Origin of the sequence: Streptomyces sp. P9-2B-2 (genome assembly GCF_030406865.1) — a bacterium.
Classification (GTDB): domain Bacteria; phylum Actinomycetota; class Actinomycetes; order Streptomycetales; family Streptomycetaceae; genus Streptomyces; species Streptomyces platensis.
Map to the genome: position 1 here is coordinate 3,391,380 of NZ_CP129126.1, position 25,390 is coordinate 3,416,769.

The 25,390-nt window shown below is 70.8% G+C and carries 23 protein-coding genes and 2 tRNA genes; 10 read left to right on the plus strand and 15 right to left on the minus strand.

The window, feature by feature from the left end; all coding sequences use genetic code 11:
- Positions 1–48: 48 nt before the first annotated feature.
- Positions 49–1,464 (plus strand): amidase, encoded by a 1,416-nt coding sequence (locus QT196_RS14735; RefSeq protein ID WP_168479245.1) that lies wholly within the window; start codon positions 49–51, stop codon positions 1,462–1,464.
- Here the strand turns inward: QT196_RS14735 and QT196_RS14740 are convergent.
- Positions 1,461–1,961: a DUF3830 family protein gene (locus tag QT196_RS14740; protein WP_168479246.1), complete on the minus strand. Its 501-nt coding sequence runs from the start codon at positions 1,959–1,961 to the stop codon at positions 1,461–1,463. The genes QT196_RS14735 and QT196_RS14740 overlap by 4 nt on opposite strands.
- A gap of 137 nt (positions 1,962–2,098) precedes the next feature.
- On the opposite strand from QT196_RS14740, the gene ehuB reads away from it, so the two are divergent.
- The 6 genes from ehuB (at position 2,099) to QT196_RS14770 (ending at position 6,443) form a co-directional block, all read left to right on the plus strand.
- Positions 2,099–3,010, plus strand: coding sequence for an ectoine/hydroxyectoine ABC transporter substrate-binding protein EhuB (ehuB, locus tag QT196_RS14745; protein WP_290355046.1), 912 nt, complete (start codon positions 2,099–2,101; stop codon positions 3,008–3,010).
- Positions 3,007–3,738, plus strand: a complete 732-nt coding sequence (gene ehuC / locus QT196_RS14750) for an ectoine/hydroxyectoine ABC transporter permease subunit EhuC (protein WP_290355047.1) — start codon at positions 3,007–3,009, stop codon at positions 3,736–3,738. The genes ehuB and ehuC overlap by 4 nt, the downstream gene beginning before the upstream one ends.
- Before the next feature lie 32 nt (positions 3,739–3,770).
- Entirely contained in the window at positions 3,771–4,388 is a 618-nt protein-coding gene (gene ehuD, locus QT196_RS14755; RefSeq protein WP_229894353.1) for an ectoine/hydroxyectoine ABC transporter permease subunit EhuD, read from the plus strand.
- Positions 4,378–5,193, plus strand: coding sequence for an ectoine/hydroxyectoine ABC transporter ATP-binding protein EhuA (gene ehuA / locus QT196_RS14760; RefSeq protein ID WP_167536099.1), 816 nt, complete (start codon positions 4,378–4,380; stop codon positions 5,191–5,193). The genes ehuD and ehuA overlap by 11 nt, the downstream gene beginning before the upstream one ends.
- Before the next feature lie 309 nt (positions 5,194–5,502).
- A complete protein-coding gene (locus QT196_RS14765; protein WP_150522342.1) occupies positions 5,503–6,261 on the plus strand; it encodes an IclR family transcriptional regulator C-terminal domain-containing protein in 759 nt (252 codons plus the stop codon).
- 108 nt (positions 6,262–6,369) lie between these two features.
- Positions 6,370–6,443: transfer RNA gene (locus tag QT196_RS14770), tRNA-Lys, on the plus strand.
- A gap of 128 nt (positions 6,444–6,571) precedes the next feature.
- On the opposite strand, the gene QT196_RS14775 is transcribed toward QT196_RS14770, so the two are convergent.
- From QT196_RS14775 to QT196_RS14785, 3 genes are all read right to left on the minus strand, one after another.
- Positions 6,572–7,165: a lytic polysaccharide monooxygenase auxiliary activity family 9 protein gene (locus tag QT196_RS14775; protein ID WP_168479249.1), complete on the minus strand. Its 594-nt coding sequence runs from the start codon at positions 7,163–7,165 to the stop codon at positions 6,572–6,574.
- Positions 7,166–7,438: 273 nt separating this feature from the next.
- A complete protein-coding gene (locus QT196_RS14780; protein WP_290355049.1) occupies positions 7,439–9,028 on the minus strand; it encodes a hypothetical protein in 1,590 nt (529 codons plus the stop codon).
- On the minus strand, positions 9,028–9,447 hold the full coding sequence (locus QT196_RS14785) for an SsgA family sporulation/cell division regulator (protein ID WP_248001149.1): 420 nt from the start codon (positions 9,445–9,447) through the stop codon (positions 9,028–9,030). Before QT196_RS14785 ends, QT196_RS14780 begins: the two co-directional genes overlap by 1 nt.
- A 457-nt stretch (positions 9,448–9,904) precedes the next feature.
- Between QT196_RS14785 and QT196_RS14790 the strand changes: the two genes are divergently transcribed.
- The 3 genes from QT196_RS14790 to QT196_RS14800 all read left to right on the plus strand — a co-directional run bounded on the left by QT196_RS14790 (position 9,905) and on the right by QT196_RS14800 (position 15,031).
- Positions 9,905–9,978 (plus strand) — tRNA-Lys (locus QT196_RS14790).
- Positions 9,979–11,051: 1,073 nt separating this feature from the next.
- The gene (locus QT196_RS14795) at positions 11,052–13,082 is read left to right on the plus strand and encodes a cellulose synthase catalytic subunit (protein ID WP_168479250.1); all 2,031 of its coding nucleotides are present in this window, start codon (positions 11,052–11,054) and stop codon (positions 13,080–13,082) included.
- Complete coding sequence (locus QT196_RS14800; protein WP_168479251.1) at positions 13,079–15,031, plus strand: kelch motif-containing protein; 1,953 nt, start codon at positions 13,079–13,081, stop codon at positions 15,029–15,031. The genes QT196_RS14795 and QT196_RS14800 overlap by 4 nt, the downstream gene beginning before the upstream one ends.
- 61 nt (positions 15,032–15,092) lie before the next feature.
- Here the strand turns inward: QT196_RS14800 and QT196_RS14805 are convergent, their stop codons facing one another.
- From QT196_RS14805 to QT196_RS14855, 11 genes are all read right to left on the minus strand, one after another.
- The gene (locus QT196_RS14805; protein WP_266731209.1) at positions 15,093–16,169 is read right to left on the minus strand and encodes a glycoside hydrolase family 6 protein; all 1,077 of its coding nucleotides are present in this window, start codon (positions 16,167–16,169) and stop codon (positions 15,093–15,095) included.
- A 223-nt stretch (positions 16,170–16,392) separates the two neighbouring features.
- Positions 16,393–17,367 (minus strand): hypothetical protein, encoded by a 975-nt coding sequence (locus QT196_RS14810; protein WP_266731211.1) that lies wholly within the window; start codon positions 17,365–17,367, stop codon positions 16,393–16,395.
- On the minus strand, positions 17,357–17,836 hold the full coding sequence (locus QT196_RS14815; RefSeq protein WP_168479254.1) for a hypothetical protein: 480 nt from the start codon (positions 17,834–17,836) through the stop codon (positions 17,357–17,359). The genes QT196_RS14810 and QT196_RS14815 overlap by 11 nt, the downstream gene beginning before the upstream one ends.
- A 219-nt stretch (positions 17,837–18,055) precedes the next feature.
- The gene (locus QT196_RS14820; RefSeq protein ID WP_168479255.1) at positions 18,056–18,835 is read right to left on the minus strand and encodes an HAD-IIA family hydrolase; all 780 of its coding nucleotides are present in this window, start codon (positions 18,833–18,835) and stop codon (positions 18,056–18,058) included.
- 114 nt (positions 18,836–18,949) lie between these two features.
- Positions 18,950–19,282 carry a hypothetical protein gene (locus tag QT196_RS14825; protein ID WP_290355050.1) on the minus strand — a complete coding sequence of 111 codons (333 nt, stop codon included), beginning with the start codon at positions 19,280–19,282 and terminating at the stop codon, positions 18,950–18,952.
- 40 nt (positions 19,283–19,322) lie between these two features.
- Positions 19,323–20,396, minus strand: a complete 1,074-nt coding sequence (locus tag QT196_RS14830; protein ID WP_290355051.1) for a 2-aminoethylphosphonate ABC transporter substrate-binding protein — start codon at positions 20,394–20,396, stop codon at positions 19,323–19,325.
- Positions 20,397–20,436: 40 nt separating this feature from the next.
- Positions 20,437–21,234 carry an ABC transporter permease subunit gene (locus tag QT196_RS14835; RefSeq protein WP_290355052.1) on the minus strand — a complete coding sequence of 266 codons (798 nt, stop codon included), beginning with the start codon at positions 21,232–21,234 and terminating at the stop codon, positions 20,437–20,439.
- Positions 21,221–22,273, minus strand: a complete 1,053-nt coding sequence (locus QT196_RS14840) for a 2-aminoethylphosphonate ABC transporter permease subunit (protein ID WP_290355053.1) — start codon at positions 22,271–22,273, stop codon at positions 21,221–21,223. The genes QT196_RS14835 and QT196_RS14840 overlap by 14 nt, the downstream gene beginning before the upstream one ends.
- On the minus strand, positions 22,266–23,435 hold the full coding sequence (locus QT196_RS14845) for an ABC transporter ATP-binding protein (protein ID WP_290355054.1): 1,170 nt from the start codon (positions 23,433–23,435) through the stop codon (positions 22,266–22,268). The genes QT196_RS14840 and QT196_RS14845 overlap by 8 nt, the downstream gene beginning before the upstream one ends.
- 1 nt (position 23,436) lies before the next feature.
- Entirely contained in the window at positions 23,437–24,105 is a 669-nt protein-coding gene (locus tag QT196_RS14850) for a phosphonatase-like hydrolase (RefSeq protein ID WP_290356656.1), read from the minus strand.
- 92 nt (positions 24,106–24,197) lie between these two features.
- Positions 24,198–25,346 (minus strand): TIGR03364 family FAD-dependent oxidoreductase, encoded by a 1,149-nt coding sequence (locus QT196_RS14855; RefSeq protein ID WP_290355055.1) that lies wholly within the window; start codon positions 25,344–25,346, stop codon positions 24,198–24,200.
- Positions 25,347–25,390 lie beyond the last annotated feature (44 nt).

A 25,390-nucleotide genomic window follows, 5' to 3' on the forward strand; every position in this document is an offset into this window, starting at 1 on the left:
GCTCCCCCGCCGCCGTCCCGCCCGGGGCGGCCAACGCTCGGAGGACGCATGACCACCGAACCGACCCACCTCGCCGACCTCGGCGCCACCCGGCTCACGGCCGGGTACGCGGCCGGCGAGTTCTCCCCCGTCGAGGCGGTCCGGGCGGTGCTGGAACGCGCCGAGGCCGCGCAGGCCGCGACGAACTGCTTCACCCGGATCGACGCGGACGAGGCGCTGTCCGGCGCCAAGGAGTCGGCGGAGCGCTGGCGGGCCAAGGAGCCGGCCGGGCCGGTGGACGGGGTGCCGGTCACCGTCAAGGACCTGATCCTCACCCGGGGCACCCCGACGCTGCGGGGCTCGCGCACCGTACGGGCCGAGGGGCCGTGGCCGGAGGACGCCCCGTCGGTCGCCCGGCTGCGGGAGTCCGGTGCGGTGTTCGTCGGCAAGACCACCACTCCCGAGTTCGGCTGGAAGGGCGTCACCGACAGTCCGCGGCACGGGGTGACGGGCAATCCGTACGACCCGGCGCGCACCGCGGGCGGCTCCAGCGGCGGCAGCGCGGCGGCGGTCGCGCTGGGCGCGGGCCCGCTGAGCCTGGGCACGGACGGCGGCGGCTCGGTGCGGATCCCGGCGTCGTTCTGCGGGATCTTCGCGCTCAAGGCGACCTACGGGCGGGTGCCGCTCTATCCGGCGAGCCCCTTCGGGACCCTGGCGCATGTCGGGCCGATGACCCGGGACGCGGCGGACGCGGCGCTGATGATGGAGGTGATCTGCGGCGCGGACTGGCGGGACTGGTCCCAGCTCGGTCCGGCCGCCGGCTCGTTCCGGGAGGCGCTGGCCGGTCCGGTCTCCGGGCTGCGGGTCGCCTTCAGCCCGTCGCTCGGCTGGGACGTGCCGGTGGCGCCGGAGGTCGCCGCGGCGGTCCGGTCGGCCGTCGACACGCTCGCCGGGCTCGGCGCGGTCGTCGAGGAGATCGACCCCGGCATCGCCGACCCGGTGGAGGCCTTCCACACGCTGTGGTTCAGCGGCGCGGCGCGGGTCGTGCAGCATCTGGACGACGCGGACCGGGCGCTGCTCGACCCGGGGCTGCGGGAGATCTGCGAGCAGGGCGCCCGCTACAGCGCGCTGGACTATCTGGCCGCGGTCGATACCCGGATGGCGCTCGGCCAGGCGATGGGCCGCTTCCACAGCGCCTACGACCTGCTGGTGACGCCGACCGAGCCGATCACCGCCTTCGCGGCGGGCACCGAGGTCCCGCCCGGCTCCGCGCACACCCGCTGGACGGGCTGGACGCCGTTCACCTACCCCTTCAACCTCACCCAGCAGCCGGCCGCGACGCTGCCCTGCGGGGTGGACGCGGACGGCCTGCCGATCGGCGTCCAGCTGGTCGGCGCGCGGCACGCGGACGCGCTGGTGCTGCGCGCCGCGCATGCCCTCTACGAGGCGGGGACCGCGGAGATCCCCGCGCCGCCTGCCGTCTAGGCGCGCCGGAAGCTGAGGGTCTCGCCCAGGGCGCCGGCCCGCCAGAGGTCCTGGCAGGCATCGGCCATCCGGTCCAGACCGTCGACGACACCGCCCCACACGATGCCCGGCACCCAGCCCGCGTCACCGTTGATCAGTAGATTGTTGCGCTCGTAGAACAGCGCGAGATCGACGACGGTGGCGCGGCCCTGGTGTGCGGCCCGGCTCTCGTAACCGTAGGACTTGGTGCCGAGTTGGGTGTCGGTGAAGGTGAAGTAGCAGAGATCGCCGGGGATCGGAGTGATCGTCGGATTCTCCAGCGGCGGCTCCTCCGGAGCGAACGGCTCCAGCAGGGCGTAGATCTCATTGCGGGCGTACTTGGCGTGGTAGACGTCGCCGCCGAGTGGGAGGGCGTCCCATACGGCATTGCAGGTGATCGGCGCGCGGTCGTCGAGCAACTTGGCCGTGCAGCTCACGCCGCGCTTGTCCAGGGAGACTTCGATGAAGCGATCGGTCATGCCCCGATCGTAGGTGGGCAATACCGGCGTACGGAACAAGTCCGAGGCTCTTCTATCAAGGGCTGGAAACGATCGGCATATGTATGAGGCGTTCGGGTAGCCGCGCGCCCATGGCTCCACCACAGGAGAACACCAAAATGATCAAGAGAAAATTGGCAAGCGGCATCCGCCGCCGCTCGCTGCTCGCGGGGGTAGCGGCGCTCGGCGCATCGGGTGCGATGGGAGCGGTCACGGGCTGTTCCCAGGTCGATGTCTCGGGCGCGACCGGCGGCGGACATCTCCTCGAGGATCTGCGGAAAAAGGGCACCGTCCGCATGGGCATCGCCAGCGAACCGCCCTACGCCTCGATCAACAGCAAGGGCGAGCTGACCGGCGAGGCCCCGGCCGTCGCCAAGACGATCTTCCGGCGGCTGGGGATCAAGAATTTCGAGCCGGTACCGGTCGAATTCGGTGCCCTGGTGCCCGGTCTGCATTCCTTCCAGTACGACGTGATCGTCGCGGGCATGTTCATCAACAAGGCCCGCTGTGCGGCCGTCCTCTTCTCCGACCCGGATTACGAGAGCAAGGACGCCTTCCTCGTACGAAAGGGAAACCCGGACAACATCCACTCCTATGCGGACATCGCCAAGGGGAAATACCGGATGGGTTCCGGTATCGGCTATGCGGAGATCGACTACGCGGTCGGCAACGGCGTCAAGAAGGACGACATCCAGACCTACGGTGACCAGATCGCCGGGATGGAGGCCCTGGAAGCGGGCCGTATCGACGTCTTCGCCGGCACCGCGCTGACCATGATCGAGGCACTGAAGACCGGTGGGCACCCCAAGGTGCAGATGACCAGTCCGTTCACGCCGGAGGTCGACGGGAAACCCCAGCGGGACGGCGGCGGTTACGGCTTCCGGCTCGGCGAGACCAAGCTCCGCGACGCCTTCAACAACGAGCTGCAGAAGATGAAGAAGAGCGGCGAACTCCTGCGTATCGCCAAGCCGTACGGCTTCACCAAGGAGTTCATGACCGACCTCACGGCGAAGGAGCTCTGCAAAAAGTGACCGGAGCACTGTGGGGACTCTTCTTCGAAGGTCTGTGGATCACTATCCAGCTGATGGTCTACAGCGCCGCCCTGGCCGCTGTCGTCGCCTTCGGCATCGGCCTGTCACGCACCTCGCGGTTCTGGATCGTGCGCTTCCTGTCGGGTGTCTATGTGGAGTTCTTCCGCGGCACCTCGGCACTGGTCCTGATGTTCTGGCTGTTCTTCGCGCTGCCGCTGCTGGGCTGGCAGCTGGTCGGCATCTGGGCGGGCACCCTGGCACTGGGGCTGTCGTACGGCGCGTACGGCTCCGAGGTCGTCCGCGGCGCGCTCCAGGCGGTGGCCCCCGCCCAGCGGGAGGCGGCCATCGCGCTGAGCTTCTCGCCCTGGCAGCGGCTGCGGAAGGTGATCCTGCCGCAGGCCGTCCCCGAGATGATGCCGCCGTTCAACAACCTGCTGATCGAGCTGCTCAAGGGCACCGCGCTGGCGTCGCTGCTGTCCATCGGCGAACTCACCTTCCAGGCCAAGCTGGCCCGGCTGTCGACCGGCCAGAGCGCCGAGATCTACGGAATCATCCTCGTCCTGTACTTCGCGGTCGCGTTCGTGATGACCCGGATCATGCGGGTGCTGGAGCGCCGCGCCAAGGCTTCGGTCGGCCGGTCGGTACCCAAGGGTGAGGGCTGGTTCTCCCGCAAACTGCCCGTCGAGAAGCAGGGCCCCGAGGCACTGGCCACCGGAGGAAAGCCGTGAACAACTGGTCATGGAGCTACATCGGGGAGATCATGCCCGAGATCCTCAAAGGGCTGTGGATCACCATCCAGGCGACCATCTACGGCTCGCTGGTGTCCTTCGCGCTCGGGCTGGTCTGGGCGATGGCCCTGCGCTCGCGGAGCCGCTGGGTGACCTGGCCGGTCAGCGTCTTCGTCGAGTTCGTCCGCAACACCCCGCTGCTGGTGCAGCTGTTCTTCCTGTTCTTCGTGCTGCCCGGCTGGGGGCTCACCTTCGCGCCGCTGACCACCGGCGTCATCGGCCTGGGCCTGCACTACTCGACGTACACCTCCGAGGTCTACCGCGCCGGTATCGACGGGGTGCCGCCCGGCCAGTGGGAGGCCGCCACGGCGCTGAACCTGCCGCGCCGGCGCACCTGGATCGCGGTGATCCTGCCGCAGGCGTTCCGCCGGGTGGTGCCCGCGCTCGGCAACTACGTCATCGCGATGTTCAAGGACACGCCGCTGCTGGCCGGTATCACCGTGGCCGACATGCTCTTCCAGGCGAACAGCATCAGCGCCACCACCTTCGACTACCTGGAGCCGATCACCGTCGTCGGCATCCTCTTCGTGGTCATCTCCTACCCCACTTCTCTCCTCCTGCGAGCCCTGGAGCGTCGCCTTGTCCGCTGACAGCACCCCCTCGAAAGAAACGGCCAACCCGGCGGTGGACGGAGCCGAGCTGATCCGCTTCGACCATGTCACCAAGCGGTTCGGGACCAACACCGTCCTGGATTCCCTGGACTTCACCGTCTCCTCGGGCAAGCACGTCACCCTCATCGGCCCGTCCGGCTCCGGCAAGACCACGATCCTGCGGCTGCTGATGACGCTGCTGAAGCCCGACGAGGGCACCATCAAGGTCGGCGGCGCCTATCTCACGCACGAGGAGAAGGGCGGCAAGCTCGTACCGGCCGGGGAGAAGCACATCCGCGAGGTGCGCAAGAACATCGGCATGGTGTTCCAGCAGTTCAACCTCTTCCCCAACATGAAGGTGCTGCGGAACATCACCGAGGCGCCGGTGCACGTCCTGGGGATGGAGAAGGACGCCGCCGAGGAGCGGGCCCGCGAACTCCTGGACCTGGTGGGCCTGACCGAGCACCTCGACAAGTACCCGACCCAGCTCTCCGGCGGCCAGCAGCAGCGGGTCGCCATCGCCCGCGCGCTGGCGATGCGGCCGCAGGTGCTGCTGCTGGACGAGGTGACCTCGGCGCTCGACCCCGAGCTGGTGGCCGGGGTGCTCGACGTCCTGCGGGACATCGCGCACACCACGGACATCACCATGCTCTGCGTCACCCATGAGATGAACTTCGCCCGGGACATCTCCGACGACGTCCTGATGTTCGACGCCGGGCGGGTCATCGAATCCGGCTCCCCGGAGAAGATCTTCACGGAGCCGGAGCACGAGCGCACCCGGGAATTCCTGAGCGCCGTGCTCTGAACGGCACCCAGCGGGCAGTGAGTTCGGGTGGTGGGCCCTCGCCGGGTTCACCACCCTTCGCCGGACGGCCGGCGACCGCACGGCGCGCCGCCTCCGGGCCCGACACCGCGACCTTGGCATATGCCAACGTCGCGCGCCCCAATACAGCTGAGCCGGGCACGCTTCTTTTCAGTCAAGACCCTCTCCTTCGAAGGCCGTTGGCCGCTATCGTGAGGGCAGCCCCGTTGCCCGGGAGCGGCCGCGCCAGCCCGGCCGTGACCACCGACGGCGGTCACGACGCAAGCGGTAACAACCTGCTAGGGGGACACCGTGGCGCTGAAGCCCGAGCCGACCGCGCCGTTCCATTCGGTGCAGTACGCCCTTCGCGTGCTCGAAACGGTCTCCAGGCACGCCGAGGGCGTGACCGATGCGCAGATCGCCCGCGAGACGGGCCTGTCCCCGGGCCACCTCGGCCACATGCTGGCGATGCTCCGCCGCGAGGGCTACGTCGAGCAGGTCACCGACGGCGCGTATGTCATCGGCGACTCGCTGCTGCTCCTCGGCTCCGGCGGCGACCGCGACCAGGCGTTGCGCGACAAGCTCCAGCGCACCCTCGACCAGCTGCGCGACTCGGTCGGCGCGGCGGTCTACATCAGCCGGTACATCGACGGCGAGGTCAAGATCCTCCACTACGCCGACGGACCGCTGGCGCCCAAGGTCAACGAGTGGGCCGAATTCCACCGCACGGCGCACGCCAGCGCGGTCGGCAAATGCCTGCTCGCGCAGCTCGACCACGACGGCCGCAAGGACCACCTCTCCCGTCACAAGACCGCCCGGCTCACCTCGCGGACGATCACCAACGAGAAGGTCCTGTTCCACAAGCTCGACAGCCAGCCGCCCACGGTCCCCGTGCTCGATCTCCAGGAGTACGCCGTGGGCACGGTCTGCGCGGCGGTCCCGATCACCGCCGGTGCCACGGTCGGCTGCCTCGCGCTGTCCATGCCGCTCGAACACGCCCACCGGCTGCGCCAGGCGGCCGACACCCTCAACCGCCAGGCCGCCCCGGTCCTGCTGTCCCTGGCGATCTGAACCGGGGGGCGGGCCGTGTCGGCCCGGGCGGCGGTTCCGGAGGGCCCCGCTCCGCGGCCATGGTTCTGAGCACCCCTCTCGACCAGGTAGTATTTCTTTCGTCAGCGCGCGCCGCTAGCTCAGTTGGTTAGAGCAGCTGACTCTTAATCAGCGGGTCCGGGGTTCGAGTCCCTGGCGGCGCACGTATCGAGTGGGCGTTTCCGGTTCTCCGGAAACGCCCACTTCGTTGTGTCCGGGGATACGGACAGGAGCGCCGGCGCGGCGGCCGGTCTCTTCCGGCACGGCCCGCCGGCGGCCCCCGCAGAGCCCCTCAGGAGAGGTCGACGTCCGAGCAGGCGTAGAAGGCGTTGCCCGTGTCGGCGATGTTCCAGACGCCGAGGATGAGGTGGCGGCCGGACTTCTGGGTGGGGACGGTGCCCTGGTGCTGGACGGTCGCGTCCGGCTGCGCACCGCCCATGGGGACCGTCATGAACGGCTCGGGTTCGAGATCGGCGCGGGTGAGCGGCTTACCGGGGTCGTAGCCGTCCTTGGTGATGAAGTACTGGAAGTCCGTGGTGGAGTGACGGGCCGTCAGCCGCCAGGTGAAGGTGTACCCCTGCCCCGCGGAGAGTTTGGTGCCGGGCCAGCCGCCGCCGCGCGGATCGTCGAGTTCGGCGAAGTTCTCATGGCCACCGGAGCAGATCTTGCCGTCCGCGGGACCTGCGGCCGGGAAGCCCTTGGGGGCCTCGACGCTCTGCGGTTCGTACTGGATGGCGCCGCAGTCCTTGACGGTGCCGTTGGCGCAGAGCGCCTGGCGGCTGGGGGGTGCGTCGCTGTAGCCGTGGCCGGCGGCGCTGCTCGTCGAGAGGAGGGAGACACCGAGGACGCCGAGGCCGATCACGGCAGCACTGATCTTTTTGCGCATGCTTCGCTCCTGAAGAACGTGGGGGGAGTTCCATGATCCGAGCGGGAGAGGCAGTGCGGTCTAGACCAAAGAGCAGGTTAAGCGGGGACGTCTCGGCATGTCCATACCAAGGTCCGGACCAATGTCCGGGAACGGGGCGGGAGTGAGTGGAGGGCCGAGGGCAAGTGCAGGACCGAGGGCAGGGGTGAGCGCAGGGGTGAGGGCCGCACCGGCGGCGGCCGTTTTGGCGCACGGCACGGGGGCGGCGGCGCGGGCGGGAGGAGGGCTGCGGGTTCAGGCCGCCCTCGTGAGGGGGGCCTCCGTGGGGCGGGCCGCGGCCTGCACCAGGGCCGTATAGGTGCGGCGGAGGGCGATCAGGGACTCCTGGGCCTCGCGGTAGACGGCGGCGTCGGGGCCGCCGCGGTGGGCGAGGGTACGCACCGGGGCGCAGTGGCGGTCCATCGCGCTGAGCCAGGCACGGTGCTGCACCGGGAGATGGCGGCGCAGCAGCTGGCGGCGGCCCTCGCGCAGGCGCCGGGCACCGATGCCCAGTACGGCGTCGGCCGCCTGGAGCACCGGTGGCTCCAGGGCGCCCTGTCCGGCGAGCGCACCGAGCACCGCGCGCTGCTGCGGGGTGGCCGGTGCGGCCGACAGTTCCGCCGCCTCGGCGAGGAGCTGGGCGCGCAGCGCGTGCTGGACCCGGACCATCCGGCGCAGCGCCGTAGGAGTGGAGGAGTCATCGGGCGACCGGCCCGCCAGGGTCTCGGCGAGCCGGAAGAGCCAGATCCCGTGCGCCTCCAGGCGGGTCGCGGCCAGCATCAACCGGTCCAGCCGGCTCAGCGGCTGGCCTTCCGGGGCCCAGCGGACGATCGGTACGAGCGTTTCGGTGCGGGCCAGTTGGTCGATGGGGATATGGCGGCGGGGTTTGCGTTCCGGGGCCCAGTTGTGGAGCGCGAGGGTGGGCAGCGCGACGAACTGATCGTGGCCGATACGGTGCGCGATCGCCGCCCAGAGGTCCAGGAATGCCTCGTCGGCGACCTCCCGTGCGGCCGGCGCCTGGGGGTCGATCCCGCACCAGCCGCAGGACACCGCGATGACCGCGATCCGCATGGCGGCGGCCTCCGCGTTGCGCAGCGAGAGCCGGGAGACGCGCTGCCGGAGGGCGGCCAACTCCTCGGCGCGGCGCGCCCGTTCGACGAGCGCGACAGCGGCCTCCCGGTCGGGCGCGACCGCGGCCGCGCGGGCCATGGCGTCCAGCCGGGTCCAGGTGCCGATCAGCGAACGGACGGGCGGCCGCTCGGGCAGAAAGCCGTGCGCACAGGGGTCGTGCGGGGTGATCGTGGCGGCGTCGGCGGACCCGTCCGGGTCCCCGTCGGCACGGCCTGGCCGGGAGGCGGCCGACTGGCCCTTGCCTTCCCGGGCGGCCGGAGGCGTGGTCTCCTCCGCCCGGGCCGGGCCGGTGGCGCGGCGCGGGGTCGGTAGCGGGGAGGCGGGGGTGGCGGCGTGAGCCGGGGTGGGGGACGGGGTGCCGGTGGCGGATGGTCTGCAGGGACCCGGCGGGGTATCGGGGCCGGACGGCATGCCGGGGCCCGGTGGCGTATCGAGGCCGGACGGTATGCCGCCCGGGGACGGTATGCGGGCGCCGGGCGGTACACCGGGGGCGGGCTCCGTGGTGGCGGGCGCTGTGCCGGGGCTCGCCACGGGGAGGGCCGCCGCGTGGGCCGGGTGAGCGGGGCCGGGCGAGCCGGGCCCAGCGGTCGTCGCCGCCTCGGCCGTCGTCAGCGTCACCGGTCCGGTCGCCCTCACCGGCTCGGCCGTCGTCACCGTTCCGGCCGCCGTGACCGGCCCGGCCGTGGTCGTCTTCGTGATTGCCGTGTCCCCCATCAGCATTTCCCCGCGAACAGCCGGGCCAGGTGGGCGTCCATGTCGAGGTAGCCACCCTCATGACCGGGCGGCACGATCGCCGCGGTCTGCTCCAGCCAGGCGGTCAGCTCCGTCGCGCGCACCGAGAGCTCGCAGACGCTGTCGTCGGTGGACAGCTCGATATGTACGCGGCGCGATTCGCCCGGCCGGCGGAAGGACCACACCCGCACATCTCCCTCCCCCGCCTCGTCATGCAGCCCGGCCAGCAGGAGCTCGCGGGCGAACAGCCAGGTGGCGACCGTCTGGCCGCGGCTGAGGAAGGCGACCTCGACCTCGTACGGGCGGTCACTGCGGTAGCTGAACCGGCCGGCCACCGGAACTGCTTCGTCCGGCCCGAGGAGGAGCCGCATCTCAAGGGTGCGCTTGGCTGTCGACACCACGACGATCAACCTTTCCGACGGAGGGGCGAGTCCCGGGGACCCGGTCCGGGGCTGCGCGTCCTGGCAGACGTTGCTGTGGAGGGTGGGGTTGCGGCAGGCGCAAGAGGAGTGACGGACGCCATGGCCGACGCCCTCTGGGCAATGTTCAGTTCTTGCGTCCCGGCGCTCGCCTCAGCCTCTCAACCGCCAGGAGATACCGCATGTTGACGGGGCAACTGGTGGGATATGGGATGGAAGGCGTAGAACGGTACTTTGCTGAACAATCCGGGCGGCCGGCGAGGAAAGATCTCAAGATCAAGTGGCTTTTGTTCTGTATGCCGGAGATCTCGCCCGGGGCGGGAGGAGTGAGCGGGAGGGCGTCGCGAGTGGCAGGGATCACATCGGGTGGGCGCGTGAGCGGGGCGGCCGCGGGTACGGAGCACCCTTCGAGTTCGTGTAAAGTTCTTCAGGTCAGCACGCGCCGCTAGCTCAGTTGGTTAGAGCAGCTGACTCTTAATCAGCGGGTCCGGGGTTCGAGTCCCTGGCGGCGCACGACACACTGAGGCCCCTCGCCATGCGAGGGGCCTCAGTCGTTTGTCCGGCCATATGGGGCCGAGGCGCACGATCACTCTCCGGGGTGGAACGTTTGTACGAGGTGCGCTGACGTCGTACGCGCATACCGCACACCACGCACCGGACGCCGCATGACGCATGACGCATGACGCATGACGCGACGAGCCACTCCCCCTGGAGGCCGCGACCGCCCCCTAGGGGCCACCCGGCGACGCCACCGGCCGCATCACCGCGTCGCGCCCACCCCCCACGCGAAGCCGGACACCGTGCCACCGGACCCGCCGCGCTGTCGAGGGGTGGCGCGGATGCCGGGGGTGCTGGGCCTGACGTTCAGCCAATTCCCCGTACTGGCAAGTCACTTATGGGGACTCGGCGGTTCATGCCGAATCCGGCGCGGATCTGCCCATCCCCTGTTTTGCGGGTGAATTCCTTCAGATACTGTTCCAAATCGCACGCAGGGCCACAAAGGTGCCTGCCGGCCTCTACCTCCGCGCCGCCTCGAAGCGCAAATCGTGCCGCCCTGCGCGCCCGAATCCGCCGACTCTCCCTATTGCATTGCCAGTTGCCGACGGAGTTTTACGAACGAGCGGCGTCGCCTTTACCGGAAGGGTAACTCTGTGCTTACGGAGCATGCTATTCCAGTTATTGAGACACCAACTGTCAACAAGCCGGAAATCAGCTGCCGTTCCAGGTCAAAGCACTGCTCCCGGCGCCATATGGCGTCCGGATATTGCCTCTTCCGGTGTCCGTACCTTGTGTTGCATCTTGCAATCGGCTGGACCGTTCGGCACTCTGACCTGGGAACTCGGTCTAAATGCGGGCGGGGTTCCCAGGATTGGGAAGAAAGGGATACGCCGGTTGGCGTGATGTGAACGCGGGGACCCCACTGCTTGGCAGGATTACGGGGCGTTCCTCACACCACCGGAACATGGCCGTCACCGTCGCTACGGTACGGACGGCCGAGACCAGTGAGCCCGAGACGGTCGAGGGGACCGGGAAATCGGGCTATCAGCACACGGCACGCAGCCAGTTGCGTGCGGGGGGATGGGCCCATGACGTCGCCACCTGAGGGTGCCCGGCCGCAGCACACGTACGATTCGTCCGCCACCGCGCGCCTGCGGTTGCCACGTCAGCACCGGCAGCGGCGCACCCCGCGCAAGCCGCTGCCGCGCTACGACTACGAGCACTACAGCAGACTCGCCGGGCCGCTCACCCAGCCCGACCCGGACAAGCCGTACAAGGTCCGCTATCGCTCGCTGCTCGCCGACGAGCCGCACCGTATCCGGGCCGCGCTGCTGCTCGGTGCCGCGCCGCTGCTCTCGTTCGGGCTGCTGATCTGGTTGATGCAGCCGAGCCACTGGACCGAACGCGACTACCCCGCCTACGAGTTCCTGCCGGTGCTGGACGGCGTCATGCTGGTCGCGATCGGGCTGATCGAGTTCTTCCGGTGCATGAACGTGCTGTCCAACGCGCATGCCACCCTCGTCGCCCGCGACCCCATACCCGTCATACCCGAGAGCGGCACCCGCGTCGCCTTCCTGACCTCCTTCGTGCCGGGCAAGGAACCGCTGGCCATGGTCACGAAGACGCTGGAGGCGGCGGTCAAGATCCGTCACCGCGGGCTGCTGCACATCTGGCTGCTGGACGAGGGCGACGACCCCGAGGTCAAAGAGGTCTGCCAACGTCTGGGCGTGCACCACTTCTCCCGTAAGGGCATCCCGGAGTGGAACCAGCCCAAGGGGCCGCACCGCGCCAAGACCAAGCACGGCAACTACAACGCCTGGCTGGCGGCGCACGGCGACGACTACGACTACTTCGCCTCCGTCGACACCGACCATGTCCCGCTGCCCAACTACCTGGAGCGGATGCTGGGCTTCTTCCGCGACCCGGACGTGGGCTTCGTCATCGGCCCCCAGGTGTACGGGAATTACGACACCTTCGTCACCAAAGCCGCCGAGTCCCAGCAGTTCCTCTTCCACGCGCTGATCCAGCGGGCCGGCAACCGCTACGGCGCGCCGATGTTCGTCGGCACCTCCAATGCCGTGCGCATCAGCGCGCTCAAGCAGATCGGCGGGCTGTACGACTCAATCACCGAGGACATGGCGACCGGGTTCGAGATCCACCGGCACCGCAATCCGCAGACCGGGAAGAAGTGGCGCTCGGTCTACACCCCGGACGTGCTCGCGGTCGGCGAGGGTCCCACGGCCTGGACGGACTTCTTCACCCAGCAGCTGCGCTGGTCCCGCGGGACGTACGAGACGATCCTCAAGCAGTTCTGGAAGGCGCCGTTCACCCTGCCGTTCGGCCGGCTGGTCAACTACACCATGATGGTGATCTTCTACCCGATGTCGGCGCTGAACTGGATTCTGGCGGCGCTGAGTTGTGCGCTGTTCCTGGGTCTCGGCGCCTCGGGTGTGGAGATCGATCCGACGGTGTGGATGATGCTGTACGGCAACGCCTCGGCGCTCCAGATCGGCCTGTACATCTGGAACCGGCGGCACAATGTCTCCCCCCACGAGCCGGAGGGCTCCGGCGGTGTCGCCGGCATGGTGATGTCCGCGCTGTCCGCGCCGATCTACGCCCGGTCGCTGTTCGATGCGGCACTGCGCCGCAAGAGCAAGTTCGTGGTCACGCCGAAGGGCGACTCATCCAGCCCGGACACGCTGTTCGGGACGTTCCGGGTGCATCTGTTCTTCCTGCTCGTCTTCGGCGGCTCGCTGATCGCCTCGTTCGTGCTGGGGCACAGCCATCCGGCGATGGTCATCTGGGCCGTCCTCGCGATGCTGATCACCGCAGCGCCGATCTTCGCCTGGCGGCGGAGCGTGAGCGACGAGAAGCGGAAGCGGAGTGCGGCCGCCACGGGCTCCGATACCTCGGGGGGCGGCGGGAGTCCTGCGGGCCCGGCCGGCGGTGGCTCTTCCGCCACGGCCGACGACGAGGGTTCTTCCGCGACGGCCGACGGCGAAGGCTCGCCCGCGACGGCCGACGGCCAGGCCGCCGCTCCGGCCGACGGCCGTGCCACCGACCCGGCCGCCACCACTGAACAGACCATGCAGATCGCCCTTGGGGGACGTCACACATGAAGTACCGTCCGAGCCGTCGCACCCGCAGAGTGGCGATAGCAACGGCGGTGGTGCTCGCGCTGGCCGGGATGAACGGGCCGGCTCTCTATGGCTTCGCCTCGGAGCAGTACCACCAGTACGTGATCAACAAGCCGGAGTACAAGGCGAAGAACGGTCACTGGGACGTTCTCGACGTCCCGCAGAAGTACCGCATCAACACCATCCACGCGGCCCTGCTGCACACCGGAAAGGTGCTGCTGGTCGCGGGCTCCGGCAACAACGCGGCGAATTTCAAGGCCAAGTCGTTCCGTACGGTCCTGTGGGATCCGGAGAAGAACACCTTCAAGAACATCCCCACCCCCAAGGACCTCTTCTGCTCCGGGCACACCCAGCTCCCGGACGGCAAGCTGCTGGTGGCCGGCGGCACCCAGCGCTACGAGAAGCTGAACGGCGATGTGAAGAAGGCCGGCGGCCTCATGATCATCTACAACGAGGACCCGGACGGCCCGAAGACGTTCCCGGCCGGCACGCTCTTCACCGGCAAGGAGAACGGCAAGACCTTCGCCGCCAAGGACCCGGTCGTGGTGCCCCGGGCGAAGAAGGTCACCGACCGGGCGACCGGCAAGGTCACCGTGGTGCACAGCGAGGCCCGGGTCTATGTCGAGGCCCTCAAGGACGGCCGGTCGCACTCCACGGGCACCCAGGACAACTACCGCATCCACGGCCTGACCGGCGCGGACGCCCGTAACTACTACGGCATCGCACAGAAGCTGTCCTTCGACAAGAAGGACTTCCAGGGGATCAAGGACAGCTTCGAGTTCGACCCGGTGGCCGAGCGCTATATGCCGGTCGACCCGATGAACGAGGCCCGCTGGTACCCGACACTCACCACGCTTCAGGACGGCAAGGTGCTGTCCGTCTCCGGGCTGGACGAGATCGGGCAGGTGGTCCCCGGCAAGCAGGAGATCTACGACCCGAAGACGAAGAAGTGGCGCTATCTGCCCAAGCGGCGCTTCTTCCCGACCTACCCGGCGCTCTTCCTCACCGACCAGGGACGGATCTTCTACACCGGCTCCAACGCCGGCTACGGCCCCGACAACATCGGCCGCACGCCCGGCATCTGGGACCTGAAGTCCAACAAGTTCCAGGTCGTGCCGGGGATGAGTGACCCGAAGATCCTGGAGACCTCGATGTCGGTGCTGCTGCCGCCGGCCCAGGAACAGCGGTACATGGTGCTGGGCGGCGGCGGCGTCGGCGAGGACCCGAAGGCCACGGACAAGACCCGGATCGTGGATCTGCACGCACCGTCGCCGCGCTTCAAGGACGGTCCGCCGCTGTACGCGAAGGCCCGCTACCCCAGCAGCGTGATCCTGCCGGACGACTCCGTGCTGACCACGAACGGCTCCGGTGACTACCGCGGGCGCAGCGCCTCCAACGTGCTCAAGGCGGAGCTGTACGACCCGGCGGCCAACACCGCCCGGGAGGTGGCCGATCCGCTGGTGGGCCGCAACTACCACTCCGGCGGGCTGCTGCTGCCCGACGGCCGGGTGATGACCTTCGGCTCGGACTCCCTCTACGCCGACAAGGACAACACCAAGCCGGGCGTCTTCCAGCAGCAGATCGACCTCTACACCCCGCCGTATCTCTACGGGAAGTCGCGCCCGAAGCTGACGGGCGGGGCGACCAAGACGCTCTCGCTCGGCCAGAGCGCGACCTACGGCGCCCCGCACGCCGCCGGCATCAAGAAAATGCGGCTGCTGCGGCCCGGCTCGTTCACCCATGTCACCAATGTCGAACAGCGCTCCATCGCGCTGGACTTCACGGCGACGAAGGACGGGAAGGGGGTCACGGTCACCCTGCCGAAGGATCCCTCGCTGGTGCCGCCCGGGTGGTACATGATCAACGCGGTGGACGGTGAGGGGACTCCGTCGAAGGCGGTGTGGGTGAAGGTCGCGCCCGAGCGGCAGTAGGGATCGGCTGCCGTGACGGCGACCGGGTGGTCGCCGTCACGGCAGGCGCTGGGCGCGGTGGTTACTTCGCGCCGTGGGCCAGGCCGAGGGCGTACTTGGGCCACCAGGTGCCCGCCTTGGGGCCGCCCTTGCAGGTGCCGTCCGACTCGCCGGGACGCTTGATCCACAGGTAGGCGGCTATCTGGGGGTCGTCGGTCTTGGTGGTGGGTGCCGCGCCCAGGGCGCGGCCGGGCGGGTTGCACCAGTTTTCCGGGTCGTCGCCGCCGGGTGCCGGGCCGTTGCCGTTACGGCTGGTGTCGATGACGAAGCGCTTGCCGTCGACCATGGCGGACAGCTTCTTGCCGTACTTCGTGTTCTCCGCGGTGGTCTGGTAGTTGGAGATGTTCAGCGCGAAGCCGTCGGCACGGTCGATACCGGCCCGCTTGAGCGGCTCGACCATCCGGCCCGGGTCCTTGATCCAGTGGGGGTTGCCGGCGTCCAGATAGACCTTGGTGCGCGGCAGCGCCTTGAGCTTGCCGACCGCCTCCGTCAGCAGGGCGTAGCGCTCCTCGTGGAACTGCCCCGGGGTGCACTTGTCCGCGATGTGCGGCAGGGCGTCGGGCTCCAGGATGACGGTGGTGGCGCGGTTGCCGATGCCCTTGAGTACACCGTCCAGCCAGGCGCGGTACGCGTTGCCGTCGGCGGCGCCGCCCTTGGAGTAGCTGCCGCAGTCGCGGTGCGGGATGTTGTAGAGCACCAGCAGCGCCTCGCGGTCGGCCTTGGCGGCCGCCTCGGTGAAGCCCTGGGCCTCGCCCTGCGGGTCGTCGACGCCTATCCATTCGGCGACCGGCTGCGTCGCGATCTTGTTGACCAGGCGGGCGTCGCCGGACTTGCCGTCCTTGCCGTACGCGGACACCTGACGGGCCGCCTTGCTGTCCGGGTTGACCCAGAACGGGGCGACGGACTTGGGGCGTTGGCCGGGTCTGTCCGGCACGCTGCCGTCACTGTCGCTGTCGGAGCAGCCGGCGAGCAGCAGCAGAGCCAGTGCCCCCACCACCGCCCTCGACGGCGTCGCACCGGCAGGTGCGGAGCGCCGCCGGCCGTCGCGGGATCCGCCCGGCGAACCGACCGCGGCCATCCGTCGCAGATTGCCGTACATCCACTCCCCCCTCGGAGCATGAACACGGAACACGGTCGGCAGGGGACCACCGGCCGCATCCATCGTGGCACACCCCGACTTGCCCGGGTCGGCCTGTGGACGAGCCGCGCACCGAGCGCTGCGCGGGGTGGTGCCGAGGGGGGCCGAGCGTTGGTGTCGTGCGGGTGCGGCTGCGGGTGTGGGGGCGGCTGCGTCGTGGCCGGTCGCGCAATTCCCCGCGCCCCTAAGGTGCGCGATGCTCCTGGTAGGACGTCAGGTAGGCGGAGACCACCACGATCACGTGGGTCGGCTCGCCGCCGTCCTGCCGGCCGGTGGCATCGGCGCGGCTGATGTCCTCGGTGATCAGGCGGAGTTCGGAGCGGCCGCGGTCGTGGGCGGCGTAGGCCCGGCGCGGGTCGAAGCGGTGGCGGTCGTAGAGCTGGACGTCCTCGATGGTGAAGCGTGCGGTGCTGCCGTCGGCGCGCCGGATGTCCACCTGCTCCCCCGGCTTGAGGTGGGACAGGCGGTGGAATCCGGCCCGTTGGGCGTCATCAGGGTCGTGGATGCCCGGGCGGTCGCCTTCCGGGCCTCCGGCGTCCGCACGGGCCACGAGCAGTGCCGCGCCCGCCTCGCCGGGTTGCGGCCCCTCGGGGTACCAGCCGACGGGCTGCGGGGAGGTGTACGGGGGCGGGGTGAGGAGGCCGTCGCCGTCGAGGCCGCGTTCGGTGATGCCGGCCTCCCGTACGCCGAGCGCGTCGATGGTGATTCCAACGGGCCGTGCGGTGGTCGCTGCAGGTACCGGGGCGTGCGCATGCGGAGGCGCCTGGCGGCCCAACGGGCGTCCGGCGGCGGCCACATCACCGGTCGTGGCGAGCTGCGCGGCCACCTCGTCCGCCAGATCCCGGCCCCACAGCCACAGCCCCAGCAGCAACACCGCCCAGGCCACGCCGCCGAGCAGGCGCCCGGGGCGGTGGGTTGAGCCGGGGCCGGGGCCCGTGACCGTATTGGCGCCGGGGCCGGGGAAGGCATGGGTGCCGGGTAGGGCAAGGGCGTTGAGCCCCCTACGGGTGTCAGGGGTGCCGGATGCGTGGGAGGCTCCCCGCCCTCCGGGCGCGGCTGCCACGGTCCTCGTGCCGCCTGCGTTGCCGTCCGGGGCGGATACGCCGGGTCTGGCGGTCACCCCGACCGCGCTCGCCCGCCCGTCCTCGTCAGCGCTCATCGGCGTCGCCCCGCCGCTCGCGGCGCAGTCTCAGCCGGAGCCGGAGCAGCTGCCCCGCGATGACCAGGATGGCGCCACCGGCCAGCACCAGGCCCACAGCCGAGGTGCTGCTCAGCTCACGGCTCGATGCGGCTTTGGATTCTTTGGTGGGGTGGGATTCCTTGGTGGCGTTGGCGGCTCGGGTGGCCCCGGCCTCCTTGACCGCGTACGCAGCGGCGCCTGCTCCGCCGGTCTCGGCGGCCGGAGCGAGAGCCCGGCTGCGCGGCGCCCCCTCATAGACGGCCACGGATCGCACGAGGGCCCGCCCGGCATCGCCGCCCGTGCCTGTGTCGGCGCCGCGGGAGGCGGGGGTGGCCTGGACCGTTGCGGTTCCGGTGGCGCGATCGTCCGCGCCGTACGCGGGTGCCGGCGCCGTCGTCACCGCGCACGCCGCGACCGCGGCACAGAGAGCAAGTTGCCGTGAGCGCATGGTGAACCTCCGATAACTCCGAAGGTCCGCCTACGTGAGCCCGGCCGCATCCGGTGCGGTCCGAGGCTGCGCCGTTCGGGTGGGGCCCCTGGGCCACCGGCGGCCCGTGGCCGGATCAGGCCGCGGACCGGGCAGCAGGCCACGCCGGGCCGAACCGGGCAGTGGCCCGGCCCGGGCCACGGGTCAGACCACCACCAGCCCGCTCACGGGCACCCCCCGTCACACCAAGTCGATGAGATCCGCGATCGAGTCCACCACGCGGGAGGGCCGGAACGGGTGCCGGTCGACTTCCTCGGGGCGGGTGAGGCCGGTCAGGACGAGGAAGGTCTCCATGCCCGCCTCCAGGCCGGCCAGCACATCGGTGTCCATCCGGTCGCCGATCATCGCGGAGGTCTCGGAATGGGCGCCGATGACGTTCAGCCCGTGCCGCATCATCAGCGGGTTGGGCTTGCCGACGAAGTACGGGTCGATGCCCGTCGCCTTGGTGATCAGCGCGGCCACCGAACCGGTGGCGGGCAGCGCGCCCTGCGGGGAGGGGCCGGTCTCGTCGGGGTTGGTGGCGATGAACCGGGCGCCGTCGTTGATCAGCCGGATCGCCTTCGTCAGGGCCTCGAAGCTGTAGGTGCGGGTCTCACCGAGGACCACGTAATCCGGGGAGTGGTCGGTCAGCACGTAGCCGATGTCGTGCAGGGCGGTGGTCAGGCCCGCCTCGCCGATGCAGTAGGCGGTGCCGCCGGGCCGCTGGTCGTCCAGGAACTGGGCGGTGGCCAGCGCGGAGGTCCAGATGGACTCCCATGGGACGTCCAGGCCGATGCGGTTCAGCCGGGCGTGCAGATCACGCGGGGTGTAGATGGAGTTGTTGGTCAGGACGAGGAAGGGTTTGCCCGATTCGCGCAGCCGCTTGATGAAGGCGTCCGCCCCGGGAACCGGAATGCCCTCGTGCATCAGGACGCCGTCCATGTCGGTGAGCCATGACTCGATCGGCTTGCGCTCTGCCACTGCCGGACTCCTGCCGTGCGTGAGGACCAGGGGCGCCGACCGCCTCCCGCACGCGCCGCGGACCACACGGGGTACCCCACGCGTCGTACGTACGGCCGACGCCCCCACCCTAAGTCAGCCCCCGTGCCCCTGACCCTGGTGATCCCCCCGGTCTTCTGCCGGCCGGGCAGCGCCCGCACCCCGGCTCTCGGCGATCCGCAGCACATCGCGCAGCGCCTCGGTCAGCCGCTCGACCAGGAAGCGCAGCTCGCCATTCGAGACCCGGCGGTCGTCGAGCATGGCTCCGGCGTGCCCGAGTAACGCGGCCGCCATCCCGAGCTGCACCGCCTCCACCTCGTCGGCGAGGCGCGACACGGGACCGTTTCCGTCGCCTATGACGTAGCAGGGCTTGCCCCCGGGACTGGACCACGGAAGCAATCGGGCCTGCTGCCGGTGAGGGAAGTACATGCGCCCGCGCCGGTGAGGGGCGCGGGCGGGCGCGGTCCGCTCAACTCCCCGTGGCCTCCCGCCAAGCCTCCACGTAGGAGTCCAGGTTCTTGTCGAGGTCGTTCCAGTCGGGGTGGAAGATGTCGACGTTCTTCATGATCTTGGCGAGTTCGGTGGCGTGGGTGTCGGTGGCCTTGATGTCCTTGCGGGCGGTGAAGCCGCCGCCCACTGCGGAGACCTGGCGCTGGACGGGGGCGGAGAGCAGGTAGTCGAGGAGCTTCTTGGCGTTGGCGGAGTGGGGGGCCTGCTTGACCAGGCCGGCCGCGTACGGGAGGGCGAAGGTGGTGGGCCGGCTGCCGGGCTTGGCGGCGGGGAAGAAGATGCCCTGGTTCGGCAGGGACTTCAGGTTGGCGTAGTTCATCTGGACATCGCCGTTGGCCACCAGGAGTTCGCCCTTGTCCGTCTTGGGGGCGAGCTGGCCGGTGGAGGAAGAGGGGCCGACGTTGTTGGTCTGGAGCTTCTTGAGGAAGTCCATCGCGGGGCGGCGGCCGCCGAAGTCGTGCAGGGCCTGGATCAGGACGGCGGTGCCGTCGCCGGCGACGCCCGGGGTGGAGTACTGGAGCTTGTTCGTGAACTTGGCGTCCAGCAGGTCCTGCCAGGTGGCGGGGGCCCGCTTGAGCTCCTTCTTGTTGTAGATGAAGCAGAAGTAGTTGTTGACGATCGAGGTCCACTTGCCGGAGGGTGCCTTGTCCGCGGCGGCGACCTGGTCGGCGCCCTGGGGGCGGTAGGTGTCCAGGAGGCCCTTGCCCTCGGCCTGCTGGATGAACGGCGGGAGGGTGACCAGCACATCCGCCTTGGTGTTGGCGCGTTCGCGGGCCAGGCGCTGGACGGCCGCGCCGGAGCCGCTCTCGACGTAGTTGACCTTGATGCCGGTCTTCTTCTCGAAGTCCTTGAAGACCGTGTCGTAGAACCCGTCGCCCTGCTCGCTCTTGAGGCCGTCGGCGCTGTAGACGGTGACCTCCTTGGCGTGCGGGTCGGCGGTGGAGGCGCCGCCGCAGGCGGTGAGCGGGAGGCCGAGGGTGAGGGCGCCGCAGCAGGCGGCGAGCGGCTTGCGGACGGGGCGGAAGCGGGACATGGCGAGATAACTCCTAAGGAAGACACGGTGGTTGCGGGGGTCAGCGGTAGGTGGCCTTGGTGCGGATACGGGAGACGCCCAGGAGGACGAGGAGGGTGGCGGCCATCAGGGTCACCGCCAGGGCGGCGCCGGCGAAGAGCGCGCCGCGGTCGGTGGCCGCGAAGATCTGCACCGGCAGCGGCAGCCAGTCGGGGGGATAGAGCATCATCGTGGCGCTCAGCTCGCCCATGGAAAGCGCGAAGCACAGGCCCGCCGCCGCGGTGAGCGACGGCAGCAGCAGGGGCAGCTTGACCCGCCACAGGACGTAGGCGGGGCGGGCACCGAGGCCGGCCGCGCTCTGTTCGTAGGCCGGGTCGAGGCGGGCCAGCGCGGCCGTCACGGACTGGTAGGCGAACGCGGTGACCAGCACGGTGTGGGCCAGGATCACGATCTGCGGGGTGCCGTTGAGCAGGAACGGGGGCCGGGAGAAGGCCACCAGGAGGGACAGGCCGACGACCACGGAGGGGACGGCGACGGGGAGCAGGAAGAGGGCGTCGAGGAGGCGGCGGGTGCGCCGGCCCAGCTTCTCGGCGGCCAGCGCGGCCCAGGTGCCGATGGTGAGCGCGGCGAGGCTCGCGGCGAGCGCGGTCAGGACGCTGGTGAGCAGGGCCTGCGGCGCCCCACCGTGGGCGAGGCCCTGGTAGTGGGCCAGGGACGGGCCGGAGGGCAGGGCGCCGCTCCAGCTGGTCGCGAAGGACGCGGCGACGATCACCAGCAGCGGCAGCGCGAAGACCGGGAGGAAGAGGACGAGGAAGAGGAGGTGGAGGGCCCGGCGGGCGGACCTGCTAGGCACCAGCACGGTGGGGCACACCTCCTGAGCGCGGCCCGGCGCCGCCGCCCGTACGGGCCATCACGGTCCGGTAGAGGGCGTAGAGCGCGACGGACAGCGCGATGTTGACGACGGCGACGACGCAGGCTCCCGTGTAGTCGCCGTCGAGAAGGGCCTTGGTGTAGACGAGCATCGGGAGGGTGACGACGTCCTTGGCGCCGGTGAAGAGGACGATGCCGAACTCGTTGAGGCAGAGCACGAGGACCAGCGCGCCGCCCGCCGCGAGCGCGGGCAGAGCCTCCGGCAGGATCACCGTCCGGACGATCCGCCACGGCCGGGCGCCCAGGGAGGCGGCGGCCTCCAGCTGCCCGGTCTCCAGCTGGGAGAAGGCGGCGAGCAGCGGGCGCATCACGAACGGCGTGAAGTAGGTGACCTCGGCCAGCAGGACGCCCCAGGGGGTGTGCAGGAAGTCCAGCGGTCCATGGGCGGCGCCGGTCAGATCCGTCCAGAGGCCGTTGGCCATGCCGACGGTGCCGTAGAGGAACAGCAGGGCGAGGGTGATCAGGAAGGAGGGGAAGGCGAGGAAGAGGTCGATGAAGCGGCTGAGCGCCCGGCCCCCGGGGAACGGGACGAAGGCGATCACGAGGGAGAGCACCAGCCCGAGGAGCAGGGCACCGACGGTGGCGCCGACGGCGATCAGCACGGTGTTCGTCAGCGCCGTACGGAAGGACGCCTCGGCGAGGACCGTGGCATAGGGGGCGGTGGAGTGGCCCCCGTCTTCCGGGGTGAAGGACTGCCACACCACCAGGGCCAGCGGGTAGAGGAAGACCAGGCCGAGGGCGGCGACGGGGGGCAGGGTCCAGAGGGCGGCCCCGGCGCGGCGGGGACGGGACGGGCGGTTCGGCGCCGGGGCACCGGAGCCGCCCGATGCGGCCGTCGCGGCGTCCGTCGCCCTGCCCGTCTCGGCGTCCGTCGCCTCGTCCGTCCCGGCGTCCGTCGCCTCGTCCGTCCCGGCGGCCGGTGTCCTGCCCGTCGTCCCGGTGGCCGGCGCCGTATCCGTCCTAGGCATCGGGAGCACCGCCCTCGGTGAGCCCCGCCGGCATGAGCACCGCGTCCTCGGGCGCGAAGTGCAGTGCGACCTCGTCGCCCAGCGCGGGGGTCGTGCGCAGTTCGCGGACGTCGGCCAGCACGCGGTGTCCGTCGACCGCCACGTACAGCCGGTGGGTCGCGCCGCGCCACTGCACTTCGGTGAGGGTGCCGCGCAGCGTGTTGCCGCCGCCGGGCCGCGGGCTCTCGCCGAGGCCGACCAGGTGCGGGCGCACACAGAGGGTCGCGGCGGCGCCCTCGGCCACCTCGTCGCCGACGGGTACGGTCAGCGGCCGGCCGCCGAAGTCGACGCCGTCGCCGCGCACCGTCACCGGCAGCAGATTGGCGGTGCCGACGAAGGACGCGGTGAACTCGGTGCGCGGGCGCCGGTAGAGCTGCTGCGGGGTGCCGCAGTCCTGTAGCCGGGCCCGGTCCAGCACCGCGATCCGGTCGGCCAGGGTCAGCGCCTCGATCTGGTCGTGGGTGACATAGAGGATCGAGACATCGGGCAACTCGCGGTGCAGCCGGGCGAGTTCGGCGAGCATGCCGGAGCGCAGCTGGGCGTCGAGCGCGGACAGCGGTTCGTCCAGCAGCAGCACCCCGGGGCGGATGGCGAGCGCCCGGGCGAGGGCGACCCGCTGCTGCTGCCCGCCGGACAGCTCCCTGGGATGCCGCCCGGCGTAGGCGGCCATACCGGTCATCTCCAGCGCCTCGGCGACCCGGCCGGGGATCTCGGCGCGCGGTGTCTTCTGCGCCTTGAGGCCGAAGGCGACGTTCTCGGCGACCTTCATGTGCGGGAACAGCGCGTACTGCTGGACGACCATGCCGATACCGCGCTTGTGGGGCGGCAGTCCGGTCATGTCCCGGCCGCCGATCAGCACCCGTCCCGAGGCGGGCTGCACGAAGCCGGCGACCGCCCGCAACGCGGTGGTCTTGCCGGAGCCGGACGGGCCGAGCAGGGCCATCACCTCGCCCGGTTCGACGGTCAGGTCGAAGGAGTCCAGGACGGTGTGCTCGCCGTGCCTGCCGTAGGCCACGGAGACCTGGTCGAAACGGATGCCCGACGCGGCCGGGGCCGGGGCCGCGGGCCGGGCGGCGGTCCGGGCGGGTGCGGTGGCGGGTGCGGTGGCGGCTGAGGCGGGCATCTCACACCACTCCCAGCAGCGCGGGCAGTTCGGCGACCGAGCCGAGGACATGGGTGGCGCCTGCCGACTCCAGCTGCGCCCGGTCGTGCGCACCGGTCAGCACCCCCGCGACGACCGAGGCGCCGGCCCGCCGTCCGGAGAGCATGTCGTACGAGGTGTCGCCGGCCACCGCGATCCGCCGCACGGAGTCGGTGGCGCGGGTGCGCAGCAGCGCGGTGAGGACCATGTCGGGGTACGGGCGGCCCCGGCCGCCCGCGTCGGCCGGGCAGAGGGTGAGCGGGACCAGGTCCTGCCAGCCGAGCGCGTCGAGGATGGCGTCCTGGGTGACCCGGGCGAAGCCGGTGCTGAGGACGACGGTGCGCCCGGCGGCCCGCAGCGCCTCGATCGCCTCCCGGGCACCGGGGACCGGCGCGATCCGGCCGCCGTCGACCAGCTCCCCGTACGCCGTCTCGAAGGCGGTGTTGGCGCGCCGGGCGGCGGCCTCGTCACCGAAGAGATGGCGGAACACGGAGATCTTGGACTCGCCCATGGTGGCCCGTACGTAGGCGAGCTTCTCGGCGTGATCGGCGCTGCCCGGTTCGACGCCCAGGTGGCGGGCGGCGACGCCGAAGGCCTGCTCGACCAGCCCGCCGTCGGCGACGGTGGTGCCGGCCATGTCGAGGACGATCAGCCGGCTGTCACGGGGATCGGGCGCCCCGTCAGCGGCGCTCTCGGCGCGCTCGGCGCGGGGGTCGGATGTCAGGTCGGGGTGTGTCAACTTCCTCACCAGCCCAGTTCGTTCGCGGTGGTCTCAGCGATGGCCGGGGCGCAGGTCATCCCGCGCCCGCCGGGCCCGGTGACCAGCCAGACGCCGTCGCGGGCCTGCTCCCGGTGCACGACACGGGTGGGGGCACCCCCGGCGGAGCCAGGGGGAGTGTCGGTGCACTGGGCGTAGACCCCGGCCCAGCGGTGGCGGATACGGGGCAGCGGGCGGCCCAGGACGGACTCGACGACGCCGGTCAGATGCTCGTACGGCTCCTCGACGGTGTCGAAGGCGAACGGCGCCTCGTATTCGTGGGTGTCACCGATGGTCAGTCCGCCGTCGGCGCGCTGGACCATCAGCAGCTGCATCTTGTGCGCGGCGGCGGTCGGCGCCTGGGCCTGGTGGGCGTTGAGCGCGTCCAGAGCCTCGCTCCGGTACGCCGGGTAGTAGCGGAAGCTGTCGGCGTCGGCGACGGAGGTGGTCAGCGGTTCGCCGAGCGGGTCGGTCTGCATCATCTGGAGCCGCACCCGGCGCACCGGCAGATCGGGCAGCAGCTCCCGGACCAGACCGCCGAGCCAGGCGCCGGTGCACAGGACGACGGCGTCCCCGTGGTGGACCTCGCCGTGATCGTCGCGTACGGCGCGCTCCCCGACCACTTCGCGGACCTCCCGGCCCCCGAGGTAGCGGTACCGGCCGGACTCCAGCAGCGCCGCCTTCAGGGCGCGCTGGGCGACCCGCGGTTCGACGGCGGCGTCCCGTTCACACCACAGGGCGCCGGCGAACTCGCCGCGCAGGGCGGGGTTGCGGGTGCGGGCCTCCTCGGCGTCCAGCAGCCGGTAGCCGCGGGCGGCGGCGTCCGGGCGGCGGGCCGCGGCCTCGGCGACCGCCCGCTCGGCGGCGTTCTTGACGACGGTCAGCGAGCCGATGGCCCGGAAACCGATGCCCGGGACACGGGCGCCGATGCCCTCCCACAGCTCCCGGGCGCGCAGCGCGGTGTCCAGCTCCTCGCCGCCGGCCCGGCCGCTGACCCAGATCTGTCCGAAGTTACGGACCGAGGCGCCACGGGCCTCGGCCTCCCGCTCGATGTGCAGGACCTCATGGCCCCGCTCGACTGCCTGCCAGGCGTGCATGGTTCCCAGCACCCCGGCTCCGACCACTATGACTCGCATGCCCCAGACGGTCGCGGCGGTGGGTGTCCCGTTGGAGGTGGCCC